At 61.8% G+C, this 13,643-nt stretch carries 11 protein-coding genes; 8 read left to right on the top strand and 3 right to left on the bottom strand.

Annotated features, from left to right (window positions below):
- The 3 genes from AAFM15_RS09580 to uraH all read right to left on the bottom strand — a co-directional run.
- Positions 1 to 859 (bottom strand): molybdopterin cofactor-binding domain-containing protein (locus AAFM15_RS09580; RefSeq protein WP_341686489.1); only part of this gene is annotated, 859 nt, incomplete at its 3' end.
- Positions 860 to 2,332, bottom strand: a complete 1,473-nt coding sequence (gene xdhA / locus AAFM15_RS09575; RefSeq protein WP_341686488.1) for a xanthine dehydrogenase small subunit — start codon at positions 2,330 to 2,332, stop codon at positions 860 to 862. It abuts the gene before it with no gap.
- A 43-nt stretch (positions 2,333 to 2,375) separates the two neighbouring features.
- The gene (uraH, locus tag AAFM15_RS09570; protein ID WP_341686487.1) at positions 2,376 to 2,729 is read right to left on the bottom strand and encodes a hydroxyisourate hydrolase; all 354 of its coding nucleotides are present in this window, start codon (positions 2,727 to 2,729) and stop codon (positions 2,376 to 2,378) included.
- Between the two features lie 94 nt (positions 2,730 to 2,823).
- Between uraH and AAFM15_RS09565 the strand changes: the two genes are divergently transcribed.
- From AAFM15_RS09565 to AAFM15_RS09530, 8 genes are all read left to right on the top strand, one after another.
- Positions 2,824 to 3,489: a GntR family transcriptional regulator gene (locus AAFM15_RS09565; protein ID WP_341686486.1), complete on the top strand. Its 666-nt coding sequence runs from the start codon at positions 2,824 to 2,826 to the stop codon at positions 3,487 to 3,489.
- A 6-nt stretch (positions 3,490 to 3,495) separates the two neighbouring features.
- A complete protein-coding gene (puuE, locus tag AAFM15_RS09560) occupies positions 3,496 to 4,446 on the top strand; it encodes an allantoinase PuuE (protein WP_341686485.1) in 951 nt (316 codons plus the stop codon).
- A gap of 2 nt (positions 4,447 to 4,448) precedes the next feature.
- On the top strand, positions 4,449 to 6,224 hold the full coding sequence (gene uraD / locus AAFM15_RS09555) for a 2-oxo-4-hydroxy-4-carboxy-5-ureidoimidazoline decarboxylase (RefSeq protein ID WP_341686484.1): 1,776 nt from the start codon (positions 4,449 to 4,451) through the stop codon (positions 6,222 to 6,224).
- Positions 6,221 to 7,474: a M20/M25/M40 family metallo-hydrolase gene (locus AAFM15_RS09550; RefSeq protein WP_341686483.1), complete on the top strand. Its 1,254-nt coding sequence runs from the start codon at positions 6,221 to 6,223 to the stop codon at positions 7,472 to 7,474. Before uraD ends, AAFM15_RS09550 begins: the two co-directional genes overlap by 4 nt.
- A gap of 142 nt (positions 7,475 to 7,616) precedes the next feature.
- Positions 7,617 to 9,104, top strand: a complete 1,488-nt coding sequence (locus AAFM15_RS09545) for a nucleobase:cation symporter-2 family protein (protein ID WP_341686482.1) — start codon at positions 7,617 to 7,619, stop codon at positions 9,102 to 9,104.
- A gap of 132 nt (positions 9,105 to 9,236) precedes the next feature.
- A complete protein-coding gene (locus AAFM15_RS09540; protein WP_341686481.1) occupies positions 9,237 to 11,537 on the top strand; it encodes an NADP-dependent malic enzyme in 2,301 nt (766 codons plus the stop codon).
- Between the two features lie 146 nt (positions 11,538 to 11,683).
- Positions 11,684 to 12,715 carry an ABC transporter substrate-binding protein gene (locus AAFM15_RS09535; protein ID WP_341686480.1) on the top strand — a complete coding sequence of 344 codons (1,032 nt, stop codon included), beginning with the start codon at positions 11,684 to 11,686 and terminating at the stop codon, positions 12,713 to 12,715.
- A gap of 111 nt (positions 12,716 to 12,826) precedes the next feature.
- Positions 12,827 to 13,642 carry an ABC transporter ATP-binding protein gene (locus AAFM15_RS09530; RefSeq protein ID WP_341686479.1) on the top strand — a complete coding sequence of 272 codons (816 nt, stop codon included), beginning with the start codon at positions 12,827 to 12,829 and terminating at the stop codon, positions 13,640 to 13,642.
- Position 13,643: the final 1 nt, after the last annotated feature.

Below are 13,643 nucleotides of genomic sequence, written 5' to 3'. Positions count from 1 at the left end.
GGCGCTTGCCGGTGATGGTCATGTCGTCGTCGCGGTTGACGCGCAGCTTGACCGGTTTTTGCAGCTTGAACGCTGCAAGGGCCGCGCTCTGGCTGAAGATGCTGGCGTTGCCCTCTTTTCCGCCAAAGCCACCGCCCATGCGGCGGCAAATCACCTCCACATCGTTGGTGTGCAGGTTCAGGGCGTGCGCGGCTTCGCGCTGGTTGCCATCCGGGTGCTGGGTGGACACGTACAGCGTGAGCTGGCCGTCTTCCTTCGGCACGGCGTAGGTGATCTGGCCTTCCAGATAGAACTGCTCTTGCTGACCGGTGCGGGTCGTGCCCTTGATCTTGCGCGGGGCAGCGGCAATCGCGGCCGCAGCGTCGCCGCGCACAATGCCTTTGGCAGGCATCACAAAGCTCTGGGCTTCCAGCGCTTCTTCTACCGTCAGGATGGGCTTGAGTTCCTTGACCAGCACCTTGGCCTTGGCCGCGACTTCGCGGGCGTAGAGCATGCTGCGCGCCACGACCACAGCCACGGCCTGCCCGACGAACTCCACTTTGCCATCGGCGAGGAAAGGGTCGTCGTGGACGATGGGGCCGCTTTTTTTTTCCCCGGTATTGTCCTTGGCGGTGTAGACCGCCACGACACCGTGCTGCGCCAGGATGGCGTCGCGGTCGATCCCGTCAGCGATCAGCTCGCCGTGCGCCACGGGCGACTTGATGATGGCGGCATACAGCGTACCGGCCACTTCGGGGATGTCGTCGATGTAGGTCGCGCCGCCGGTCACGTGCAGGTGGGCGGACTCGTGGACGATGTCGGTGCCTTGTTGCACGCCCGTGGCGGGCAACAGGTTTTTCATGGGGGTCGGTGCATTCATTTACGCCACCTCTTTCTGCTCTTCGATGAACTCAAGGACAAGGTTGCGGGCCACCAGCGAGCGGTAAGCCCAGGTGGCGCGCAGACCGTCGCGGGCGGTAAAGCTGGCGGCAACGGCGGCGTCCAGCGCGGCTTCGGTCACGCTGGCGGGCGTCTGGCCTTCGAGCACGGCCTCGATCTTGGGCGCACGCGCCGGGAAGGGGCTCAGGCCGTTGTAGGCCAGCTTGACGCCACTGAGCTTGCCGTCCTTGAGTGTGTAGGTGATCGCGGCGCAAGTGGCCGAAATGTCCTGCTCGAAACGCTTGCTGACCTTGTGGGCGCGGAAGACCTGGCCCGCCACGGGTTTGGGCAACTCGATGGCCTCGATGAATTCACCCGCCTGCAACACGCTCTGCTTTTGGCCGGTGTAGAACTGGTCGAGCGCGACGGTACGGGTTTTGTCGCCCTTGCGCAGCACCAGCGTGGCACCCAGCGCCATCAGGCAAGGCATGGAGTCGCCAATGGGCGAGCCGTTGGCGATGTTGCCCGCCAGCGTGGCGGTGGAGCGGATCGGCGGCGAACCGAAGCGGCGCAGCACCTCGGCAAAGTCGGGGTAAGCCTGAGCCACCAGGTCTTCCACTTCGGTGATCGACACAACAGCGCCAATGCGCCAGGCCTTGGGCGTCTCGGTAATCTGGCGCAGTTCGGCCACATTGCCCAGGTACATGATGTGGTCGGGGCGGCTGAATTGTTTGTTGACCTGCAGACCGATCTCGGTGCTGCCGGCCAGCAGCGTGGTGGTCGGGTTCTTGAGCAGGTAGTCGGCCACTTCGGCCACCGTGGCGGGCGAGACAAATTCATTGCCCTTGCGGGTGCGCACCACGGGCTGCACGATGATGTCGCCGTCCAGGCTCAGCGTGGGCGTCTTGGCACGTGCAATTTCCTTGAGCAGCGGCACGTCGGCCTTGTCGTCCACCTTGAGCTCGCTCTGGCGCTCGCAGGCTTTGGCAGCCGCGTCGATGATCGGCTTGTAGCCGGTGCAGCGACACAGGTTGCCAGACAGGGAATCGGTGATCTGCTGGCGGCTGGGCTGGGGCAGCACCTGCACCAGATTGACCAAGCTCATGACGATGCCCGGTGTGCAGAAACCGCACTGCGAGCCGTGGCACTTGACCATCTCGTCCTGCACCGGATGCAGCGTGCCGTCGGCTTTTTTAAGGCTCTCGACGGTCTTGACCGATTTGCCGTCCAGCGAGGGCAACAGCTGGATGCAGGCGTTGACTGGCTTGTAGTCGATCGCGGTGCCAGCGGTATTGAGCTCACCCACCATGACCACGCAAGCGCCGCAATCGCCTTCAGCGCAGCCCTCCTTGGTGCCAGTGCGGTGGAGCTGCTCGCGCAGATAGTCGAGAACGGTGGTGGTGCGACGCTCGCCCTGGGCTTCGACAATTTTGCCGTCAAGCACAAAGCGCACGGTGTTGGTGACTTGGATCATGGTGCGGGTGGGGTAATAAACGGTAGACCCCGATTTTAAAGAATCAGGACCCCCTGTAGGTGGAATAACTCCAGGGACTGACCAATAAAGGTACGTGGTAGTGCTGATCTTCGTGGGCGACGCCAAAGTCCAGCGCCACGCGGTTCAGGAAGTTGGGCTCGGGCAGCTGAACGCCTTTGGCTTGGAAGTACCCGCTCACATCATTCACCTGTCGGTAGGTGCCTTTGCGCAGGCTGGCGTTGTCGTACAGCGGGCCGTCCGGGTTGCGGCCGTCGGCGTTGAGGGTGAAGCTTTTGACCAAGGTGGCTTGTTCACCTTGCGTGGTGTACAGGGCGACTTGCATGCCGGCAGCGGGGCAACCGTGCATGGTGTCCAGAACGTGTGTGCTCAGTCCCATGATGCGCTTTCAGAGATTGTTTGGAGGATTGGTTTACGCAAGTGTATACAGTTTTGGTTTTTCTGGCTATCATTCGCCAAAAGAAGGAGCCGGTATGGAAACCACCGCCACCCACACCATTGTCGAAGCCCTGACCCGCGCCATTGTGGAGCACCGCTTGCTGCCGGGCGCCAAGCTGGCCGAGCAAAAGCTGGCCGATTTGTTTGGCGTTTCGCGCACGCTGGTGCGGCAAGCGCTGTTTCAACTGTCCCAGCATAAGCTGATTCGTCTGGAGCCCGCACGTGGCGCATTTGTGGCGGCGCCCTCCGTCGAAGAGGCCAAGCAGGTGTTTGCGGTGCGCCGCATGCTGGAGCTGGAGATGACGCGTACTTTCATTGCCCAGTCCACCCCCGAACAGATTGCCGCCTTGCGCGAACATGTGCGCATGGAAGAGCAGGCGCTGAATGCCGAAGACGTGCCGGGCCGCACCGAGCTGTTGGGCGACTTTCACGTGCTCATGGCCAAGCTCATGGGCAACAGTGTTCTGGCGCAAGTGCTGGGCGAACTGATTTCGCGCTGCGCCCTGATCACGCTGATGTACCAGTCCCGCAACGAAGCGCAAACCTCTACCCACGAACATGCAGGATTGATCGATGCCTTCGAGCGCAAAGACACGGCGCTGGCCACCCGTTTGATGCAGGAACACCTCACCCATGTGGAAGAGAGCCTGACGTTTGACCGCAAGATTCCGTCGCACGACGTTTCCATCGCTTTGTCCTGATTTCCCATGAGCACCTACGACACCACCCTCCCCTACCCCCGCGACCTCAAGGGCTACGGCCGCCATGTGCCACACGCGCAGTGGCCCAATGGCGCCCGTGTGGCCGTGCAGTTTGTGCTGAACTACGAAGAAGGCGGCGAAAACTGCGTGCTGCATGGCGACAAGGCCAGCGAACAGTTCCTTTCTGAAATGTTCAACCCCGCCGCGTTCGAAGCCCGCCACATCAGCATGGAGGGCATTTACGAGTACGGCTCGCGTGCGGGCGTGTGGCGCCTGTTGCGCGAGTTTGAAAAGCGTGGCCTGCCGCTCACCGTGTTTGGCGTGGCCACCGCGCTGCAAAAGCACGACGACGTGACCGCGGCTTTCAAGGAACTGGGCTACGACATCGCCTGCCACGGCCTCAAGTGGATCCACTACCAAAATGTCGACGAGGCCACCGAGCGTGCCCACATGGCCGAGGCGATGGAGATCCTGCACAAGCTCACGGGTGAGCGGCCGCTGGGCTGGTACACCGGCCGCGACAGCCCCAACACCCGCCGCCTGGTGGCCGACTACGGTGGCTTTGAATACGACAGCGACTACTACGGCGACGACCTGCCCTTCTGGATGAAAGTCCAAAAGACCGATGGCAGCGTGGTGCCGCAACTGATCGTGCCCTACACCCTGGACTGCAACGACATGCGTTTTGCACTGCCCCAGGGCTACTCGCACGCCGACCCGTTCTTCCAGTACATGAAGGACACCTTTGATGCACTCTATGCCGAAGGTGATCCGAATGGCGACAACGCCCCCAAGATGATGAGCATTGGCATGCACTGCCGCTTGCTGGGGCGGCCGGGTCGCATCACCGCGCTGCAGCGCTTTCTGGACCACATCCAGTCGCACGACAAGGTGTGGGTGGCGCGGCGCATTGACATTGCGCGGCACTGGAAAGCGACCCATCCCTACATGGACTGAACATGGCACTCACACTGGAACAACTCAACAGCGCATCGCACGCCGATGCGGCCCAAATGCTCGACGGCCTGTACGAGCATTCGCCCTGGATCGCCGAGCAGGCTTTGAACGAGCGGCCTTTCAAGTCGCTCGCACACCTCAATCACGCGATGTGCGAAGTGTTGTCGCACGCCGGGCGTGACGCGCAACTGGGCCTGATCCGCGCCCACCCCGAGTTGGCAGGCAAGGCCATGGTCAGCAAGACGCTGACGGCAGAGTCCACCAACGAGCAGACCAAGGCGGGCCTGACCGACTGCACGCCCGAAGAGTTTGCAAAAATCCAGCAGCTCAACGCCGACTACAACGCCAAGTTCGGCTGGCCCTTCATCCTCGCGGTGCGCGGCCCACGTGGCGCGGGCTACAACAAGCAGCAAATCATTGACGCTTTTGAGCGCCGCCTGCACGGCCACCCCGAGTTTGAATTGCAGGAGTGCCTGCGAAACATCCACCGCATCGTCGAGATCCGCCTGAACGACAAATTCGGCGTTGAGCCGACGCTGGGCCACCAGGTCTGGGACTGGCAGGAAAAGCTGGCCGAGCACAGCGACCCCGGCTTTGCCGAAAAAGGCCAGCTCACCGTCACCTACCTGACCGATGCGCACCGGGCGTGTGCCCAGCGCATCAGCCACTGGATGAAGGACTGTGGCTTTGACGAGGTCGAGATCGACGCCGTGGGCAATGTGGTGGGACGCTACCACCCGGCTACGGCTGGGGCCAAATACCTGTTGACCGGCAGCCACTACGACACTGTGCGTAACGGCGGCAAGTACGACGGGCGCTTGGGCATCTTCGTGCCCATGGCCTGCGTGCAGCAACTGCACCAGCAGGGCAAGCGTCTGCCCTTTGGCATCGAAGCCGTGGCCTTTGCCGAAGAAGAAGGCCAGCGCTACAAAGCCACCTTCCTCGGCTCGGGCGCGCTGATTGGCGACTTCAAGCCCGAGTGGCTGGATCAGAAAGACGCTGACGGCATCACCATGCGCGCCGCCATGCAGCACGCGGGCCTGTGTGTGGACGACATCCCCAAGATCCAGCGCGACCCGGCGCAGTACCTGGGCTTTGTGGAAGTGCACATCGAGCAAGGTCCGGTGCTCAACGCCGCCAACATACCCCTGGGTGTGGTCACGTCTATCAACGCCAGCGTGCGCTACCAGGGCCATGTGGTGGGCACCGCCAGCCACGCGGGCACCACCCCGATGCACCTTCGCCGCGACGCCGCCTGCGCGGTGGCCGAACTAGCCCTGTACATGGAGCAGCGCGCTGCCAAGGACGGCGACAGCGTCGCCACCATCGGCCAGCTGAATGTGCCCAACGGCTCGATCAATGTGGTGCCCGGACAGTGCAACTTCAGCCTGGACCTGCGTGCTCCCACTGATGCGCAGCGCGATGCGCTAGAGCGCGACATCCTGGCAAAGCTGCAAACCATTTGCGAACGTCGCGGTGTGCACTATCAGCTTGAAGAAACCATGCGCGCCGCCGCCGCCCCCAGCGCCCCCGAGTGGCAAATCCGCTGGGAACGCGCCGTGAGCGCCCTGGGCGTGCCGCTCTTCAAGCTGCCCAGTGGTGCCGGCCACGACGCGATGAAACTGCACGAAGTCATGCCGCAAGCCATGCTGTTTGTACGCGGCGAAAACGCTGGCATCAGCCACAACCCGCTTGAATCCACCACCAGCGACGACATGCAACTGTGTGTTGACGCATTCACCCATGTTCTGAACCAACTCGCGACGGAGACCGCATGACCGCCACCGCCCAACAATACGCACAGCTCGACGCCTGGATCGACGCCCACTTTGACGAGCAGGTCAAGTTCTTGCAGGCGCTGGTGCAGGTGCCCACCGACACCCCACCCGGCAACAACGCCCCCCACGCCGAGCGCACCGCAGACCTGCTCAAAGCCTTTGGCATGGATGCCGAAAAGCACACCGTGCCCGAAGCCGACGTCAAGGCCTACGGCCTGGAGTCCATCACCAACCTGATCGTGCGCCGCAAGTACGGCGCAGGCAAAACCATTGCCCTGAACGCCCACGGCGATGTGGTGCCCCCCGGCGAGGGCTGGACGCACGCCCCCTACGGCGGCGAGATCGAGAACGGCGCCATGTACGGCCGCGCCACCGCCGTGAGCAAAAGCGACTTTTCCACCTTCACCTTTGCCACCCGCGCACTCGAATCTCTGAACGCGCCACTCAAAGGCGGCGTGGAACTGCACTTCACCTACGACGAAGAATTTGGTGGCGAAATGGGCCCCGGCTGGCTGCTGGCCAAGGGCCTGACCAAGCCCGACCTGATGATCGCAGCGGGTTTTTCTTACCAGGTAGTGACCGCCCACAACGGCTGCCTGCAAATGGAAGTGACGGTGCAAGGCGAAATGGCCCACGCTGCCATTCCCGACACCGGCACCGACGCGCTGCAAGGCGCGGTGCACATCCTGAACGCTCTGCACGCACTCAATGCCGACTACAAGAAGGTCACATCCAAAGTCGAGGGCATCACCCACCCTTACCTGAACGTGGGCCAGATCAGTGGCGGCACCAACACCAACGTTATGCCCGGCAAGGTCGTGTTCAAACTCGACCGCCGCATGATCCCCGAAGAGAACCCGGCCGAAGTCGAAGCCAGCATCCGCAAGACGATTGAGGACGCGACCAAGACCTTCAACCCACCGCGTGGCGGCAAGCAGCTGCAGGTCAGTATCCGCCGCATGCTGCTGGCCAACGCGATGGTGCCGCTGGCGGGCAACGCGCCGCTGGTCAACGCCATCCAGAAACACGGCGGCGAACTGTTTGGCGAACCCATTCCCGCCGTTGGCACGCCGCTCTACACCGACGTTCGCCTGTATGTGGAGCGCGGCATTCCCGGCGTGATCTACGGCGCAGGTCCCCGCACTGTGCGTGAGTCCAACGCCAAGCGCAACGACGAGCGCGTGATGCTGGAAGACGTGCGCCGTGCGACCAAAGTGGTCGCACGCACGCTGCTGGATTTGCTCAGCTGAATCTGTCCCTGCCCTGCCCACAATGAGGGGCAGGGTTTTTCCGAATCGGCAGGCTCTTTTATTTTGTATACAGTTTAGAACACAAGATCGCACACATCTAGCTTTCTTGTCTCATGCACAACCGTTTACAAGGAGCCTCTCCATGAGTTCTACCGTTCATCCGGTCGATGAGCACCTGCCCTCGGGCAAGCTCGCCGCCCTAGGCCTGCAACACGTGCTCGTGATGTATGCCGGCGCTGTGGCCGTCCCCCTGATCATTGGCCGGGCCCTCAAGCTCAGTCCAGAAGACGTCGCCTTCCTGATCTCTGCCGACCTGTTCTGTTGCGGTCTGGTCACCCTGATCCAGTCGCTGGGCGCGACCCAGTGGTTCGGCATCCGTCTGCCCGTGATGATGGGCGTGACTTTTGCCGCCGTGGCCCCCATGGTCGCCATGGCCAACGCCAACCCCGGCGGTGCAGGCGCACAGCTGATCTTTGGCTCCATCATTGGCGCAGGGGTCATCTCCATTTTGATCGCGCCATTGGTGAGCCGCATGCTGCGGTTCTTTCCGCCCGTGGTCACCGGCACCATCATTGCGGTCATTGGTATCAGCCTGATGCGCATCGGCATCAACTGGATCTTTGGCAACCCCTTTGGTCCGACAGCTCCCAGCATCGTGTCTCCAGAGCACAAACAATGGCTGGATGCTGCTGCCGCTGCCGCTGCCGCTCCTGGCTCCGTGGTGCCACCCGTGCCGCAAGGCCTTGCACTGCTGCCCAAAATGGCCAACCCCAAATATGCAGACCTGACCGGCGTGGGCATCGCAGCCCTGGTGCTGGTCTCCATCCTGCTGATCTCCCGCTATGCCAAAGGCTTTGTGGCCAACATCTCCGTGCTTCTGGGCATCGTGATTGGCGGTGTGGTGGCCACGGCCATGGGCCTGATGACTTTCGACAAAGTCGGGAAAGCCGCCTGGTTTGATGTGGTGACGCCCTTCCACTTCGGCATGCCAGTGTTCGAGCCTGTGCTGATTCTGACCATGACCCTGGTCATGATCGTGGTGATGATCGAGTCGACCGGCATGTTCCTGGCCTTGGGTGAAATGACCGACAAGAAAGTCGATCAGGCCGCACTGACACGCGGCCTGCGCACCGACGGTCTGGGCACGTTGATCGGCGGCATCTTCAACACCTTCCCTTACACCAGCTTCTCGCAGAACGTAGGCCTGGTCGCCGTCACTGGCGTCAAGAGCCGCTTTGTGTGCGTGGCCGGTGGCCTGATCCTGATCGCCCTGGGCCTGCTGCCCAAAATGGCGGCTCTGGTCGAGTCCCTGCCCACCGTGGTGCTGGGCGGCGCGGGTCTGGTCATGTTCGGCATGGTGGCTGCCACCGGCATCCGCATCCTGGGTGGTGTGGACTTCAAGAACAACCGTTTCAACTCGCTGATCGTGGCCATCTCGATCGGTATCGGCATGATTCCGCTGATCGCCCCCAACTTCAAACAGTGGATGCCGCATAGCCTGCACCCGCTGATCGAGTCGGGCATTTTGCTGGCCTCGCTGAGCGCAGTGCTGCTCAACCTGTTCTTCAATGGTGCCAGCGGTGACAGCCGCGATGCAATTGAAGCTGCCAAGCAGGCTGAAGCGCACTGAGTGACCTTCTCCCACAAAAGGCCAGGCAGTCCCTGGCCTTTTGCTTTTTATGGTGGTAATCCACAGGCTGTTGGGCGTTACAAATCGGTTACGCTAGATCTCCTTCTCTAGAGACTTATTCGCCTACTTACCATGTCTGACCAGAATCTCTCCCCCGCCGAACAAGCCCTACGCGACGCCGCCCGCGACTACCACCGTCTGCCCACACGCGGCAAGATTTCGGTCAACCCCACCAAGCCCATGTCCAACCAGCGCGACCTGTCGCTGGCCTACTCACCCGGCGTGGCCTATCCCTGCCTGGACATTGCGGCCGACCCCAGCAAAGCGTACGACTTCACCAGCCGCGGCAACCTGGTGGCCGTGATCACCAACGGCACCGCTGTGCTGGGCCTGGGCGACATTGGCCCGCTGGCCAGCAAGCCCGTCATGGAAGGCAAGGGTGGACTGTTCAAGAAATTTGCCGGTATCGACGTGTTTGACATCGAGCTGGCCGAGCGCGACCCGGACAAGCTGGTGGAGATCATTGCCTCCATGGAGCCGACCCTTGGCGGTATCAACCTCGAAGACATCAAGGCGCCTGAGTGCTTCTACATCGAGCAAAAACTGCGCGAGCGCATGAACATTCCGGTCTTCCACGACGACCAGCACGGCACCGCCATCATCTCGGCGGCGGCCATGCTCAACGGTCTGGAGCTGGTCGGCAAAGACATTGGCAAGGTCAAAGTGGCCGTCTCGGGTGCAGGCGCTGCCGCCCTGGCGTGTCTGGACGTGATGGTGGGCTTGGGCGTGAACCCCAAGAACGTGTTTGTGTGCGACTCCAAGGGCGTGATCTACGAAGGCCGCCCTGGCGGCTATGACGAGTCCAAAGCCCGCTATGCCCAAAAGACCGAAGCACGCACGCTGGCCGATGCCGTCAATGGTGCAGATGTGTTTCTGGGCTGCTCGGCCGCTGGCGTACTGACTGCAGCCATGGTCAAGACCATGGCAGACAAACCGATCATCCTGGCCCTGGCCAACCCCGAGCCGGAAATCCGCCCCGAGATTGCCAAGGCCGCACGCCCGGACTGCATCATCGCCACCGGTCGCTCGGACTACCCCAACCAGGTCAACAACGTTTTATGTTTCCCCTACATCTTCCGGGGCGCGCTGGACTGCGGCGCGACCAAGATCACCGAAGCCATGAAGCTCGCCTGCGTGCGCCAGATTGCCGATCTGGCCAAAGCCGACATCAGCGAAGAAGTAGCCAGCGCCTACGCAGGCCAGGACCTGAGCTTTGGCAGCGACTACCTGATTCCCAAGCCTTTTGACTCCCGACTGATTTTGCGTATTGCACCGGCCGTGGCCAAAGCGGCCATGGAGTCGGGTGTGGCTACGCGGCCCATCACCGACATGGACGCATACCGCCAGCAACTGCAAAGTTTTGTGACGCAAACCGGCATCCTGATGCGCCCGGTGTTCAACGCCGCCAAGATCGGCGCCAAAGGCCAGAAACGCGTGGCCTACGCCGACGGCGAAGACGAACGCGCCCTGCGCGCCGCCCAAATGGCGATTGACGAACATGTGGCCCGCCCCATCCTGATCGGTCGCCCGGCCGTGATTGCGGCTCGCATTGAAAAAGCCGGCCTGCGCATGCGATTGGGTGTGGATGTGGAAAACGTCAACCCCGAAGACGATCCGCGCTATCGCCAGTACTGGGAGCACTACCACCAGCTCATGAAGCGCAACGGTGCCAGCCCCGCCGTGGCCAAAGCGGCAGTGCGTCGATCCAATACCATCATTGGCTCACTCATGGTTTCGCTGGGTGATGCCGATGCGATGATCTGTGGCCTGGCCGGCAGCTACATGACCCATCTGGAGCGCATCGAGTCCATCCTGGGTCGCAAGCCCGGTGTGAGCAACTTCGCTGCCCTCAACGCGCTCATGACACCACGAGGCCCGCTGTTCATCACCGACACCTACGTCAACGAAGACCCCAGCGCCGAGCAACTGGCCGAGATTGCCGCCATGGCCGCCGCCGAAATCCAGCGCTTTGGCATCGTGCCCAAAGTGGCCTTCCTCTCGCACTCAAGCTATGGCTCGTCCAAGCGCGCCAGCGCCCGCAAGATGCGGCTGGCCCGCGACCTGTTCGTAGAAAAGCACCCCGACATCGAATGCGATGGTGAGTTGCACGGCGATGCCGCACTGGAACCCGAAATCCGCAACGTGTACATGGAAGACAGCACCCTGACCGGTTCAGCCAATTTACTAGTCTGCCCCAACCTGGACGCGGCCAACATTCTGTACAACGTGCTCAAAACCACCACCAGCGGTGGCGTGACGGTGGGCCCGGTGCTCATGGGCGTGGCGGGTACCGCCCACATCCTGACCCCAGCGGCCACCGTGCGTCGGGTGTTCAACATGACGGCTGTGGCCGCAGCTGGTGCACACACCTGAACACACTCCCCGAAAGGGTGCAAGGCGCACACTTTCGGGGCTTTTGATCTAGGGGATGCACCTGACACGCAGCGTCAGGCACCTGACTCATAATGGCACCGAATTTGCTTGAGCAAATTTACCGTTTACCCGTTTCAGGAGCCCTTATGAACAAGCGTTTTTTCCTCAAGGCCACCGCAGCGCTGGCCACCGTGGCCGCCATGGGCACAGCCCAGGCCGCCACTTCCGTCAAATTCCAGCTCGACTGGCGCTTTGAGGGCCCATCTGCACTGTTCCTGGTGCCCGCTGCCAAGGGCTACTTCAAAGACGCCGGCCTGGACGTGACCGTGGACGCCGGCAACGGCTCCGGCGGCGCTGTCACCCGCGTGGCCTCTGGCACCTATGACCTGGGTTTTGCCGATCTGGCCGCCCTGATGGAGTTCCACGCCAACAACCCTGATGCCCCCAACAAGCCTGTAGCCATCATGATGGTCTACAACAACACCCCCGCTTCGGTCATGGCCCTCAAAAAGAGCGGCATCAAGACCCCTGCCGACCTGACCGGCAAAAAACTGGGCGCCCCGGTGTTTGACGCAGGCCGCCGCGCCTTCCCCATCTTCCAGAAGGCCAACAGCATCGGCAACGTGGCCTGGACCGCTATGGACCCCCCACTGCGCGAAACCATGCTGGTGCGCGGCGATGTGGATGCCATCACCGGCTTCACCTTCACCTCGCTGCTCAACATCGAGGCGCGCGGCGTCAAGGCTGAAGATGTGACCGTGCTGCCCTACCCCGATTTCGGCGTCAAACTGTATGGCAACGCCATCATCGCCTCGCCTAAAATCCTCAAGGAAAACCCGGCCGCAGTCAAAGTCTTCCTGAGCGCATTCACCAAAGGCGCCAAAGATGTGATTGCTGACCCCACCAAAGCCATTGACACCGTCAAGGCCCGCGACGGCATCATCAACACCGCCCTCGAAACCCGCCGCCTGCAACTGGCGATTGATACCGTGATCAACAGCCCCTCGGCCCGCGCCGAAGGCTTTGGCCAGGTCAACCCCGGTCGCCTGTCGCTGATGGCCTCGCAAGTGTCTGACGCGTTCAACACCAAGACCCGCGTCAAGGTGGACGACATCTGGAACGGCTCTTTCCTGCCCTCCAGCAAAGAGCTGGACATCCTGCCCAAGGCCAAGAAGTAACTTCAAAGCCACCTGATGCCGGGCTGGCCGGCGCTGCACAGCGCCCCTGCCCGGCTTTTCTTGATTAGATTCTGTATACACCCTAGAACACAAACCACAGGAAAAAGGACCATGTCCGAAGCCTTTGTCGATTTCCAGAACGTCTGGCTCGCCTACAACGAAGAGTTGCTGGCACAGAACCACTTTGCAGTGGAAGACATCAACTTGCAGGTCAAGCAAGGCGAGTTCATTGCCATCGTCGGTCCGTCGGGCTGCGGCAAATCTACCTTTATGAAGCTCACCACTGGCCTGAAGATGCCCAGCAAGGGGCGGATTCTGGTCGATGACCAACCGGTGACGGGCCCGCTCAAGATCAGCGGCATGGCGTTTCAGGCGCCTTCGCTGCTGCCCTGGCGCACCACGCTGGACAACGTGCTGTTGCCGCTCGAAATTGTTGAACCCTACCGCTCCAGTTTCAAGCAAAAGAAAGACGAGTATGTGGCCCGCGCCCGCAAGCTGCTGCAAACCGTGGGACTGGGCGGCTACGAAGACAAGTTCCCTTGGCAACTGTCGGGCGGCATGCAGCAACGCGCCAGCATTTGCCGTGCCTTGATCCACGAACCCCAAATGCTGTTGCTCGACGAGCCCTTTGGTGCGCTTGACGCTTTCACCCGCGAAGAGCTGTGGTGCACGCTGCGTGACTTGTGGACGGAGCAGCGCTTCAACGTGATTCTGGTCACGCACGACCTGCGCGAATCGGTGTTCCTGGCCGACACGGTTTACGTGATGAGCAAGAGCCCAGGCCGCTTTGTGGTCAAGCGCGAAATCGACCTGCCGCGTCCGCGCGATCTGGAGGTGACTTACACCCCCGAATTCACCGCTATCGTGCATGAGCTGCGCGGACACATCGGCGCCATGCGCAAAGACGGCGCCGCCATCAACCAGTAAG

Source organism: Limnohabitans sp., assembly GCF_038134685.1.
GTDB lineage: Bacteria > Pseudomonadota > Gammaproteobacteria > Burkholderiales > Burkholderiaceae_C > Limnohabitans_A.
This window is presented reverse-complemented; position numbering and strand designations above follow the sequence as displayed.

Excerpts from the sequence above, each read along its gene's own strand:
- xdhA (WP_341686488.1), bottom strand. The coding sequence starts at position 2,332 with ATGATCCAAGTCACCAACACCGTGCGCTTTGTGCTTGACGGCAAAATT.
- uraH (WP_341686487.1), bottom strand. The coding sequence starts at position 2,729 with ATGGGACTGAGCACACACGTTCTGGACACCATGCACGGTTGCCCCGCT.
- AAFM15_RS09565 (WP_341686486.1), top strand. The coding sequence starts at position 2,824 with ATGGAAACCACCGCCACCCACACCATTGTCGAAGCCCTGACCCGCGCC.
- puuE (WP_341686485.1), top strand. The coding sequence starts at position 3,496 with ATGAGCACCTACGACACCACCCTCCCCTACCCCCGCGACCTCAAGGGC.
- uraD (WP_341686484.1), top strand. The coding sequence starts at position 4,449 with ATGGCACTCACACTGGAACAACTCAACAGCGCATCGCACGCCGATGCG.
- AAFM15_RS09550 (WP_341686483.1), top strand. The coding sequence starts at position 6,221 with ATGACCGCCACCGCCCAACAATACGCACAGCTCGACGCCTGGATCGAC.
- AAFM15_RS09545 (WP_341686482.1), top strand. The coding sequence starts at position 7,617 with ATGAGTTCTACCGTTCATCCGGTCGATGAGCACCTGCCCTCGGGCAAG.
- AAFM15_RS09540 (WP_341686481.1), top strand. The coding sequence starts at position 9,237 with ATGTCTGACCAGAATCTCTCCCCCGCCGAACAAGCCCTACGCGACGCC.
- AAFM15_RS09535 (WP_341686480.1), top strand. The coding sequence starts at position 11,684 with ATGAACAAGCGTTTTTTCCTCAAGGCCACCGCAGCGCTGGCCACCGTG.
- AAFM15_RS09530 (WP_341686479.1), top strand. The coding sequence starts at position 12,827 with ATGTCCGAAGCCTTTGTCGATTTCCAGAACGTCTGGCTCGCCTACAAC.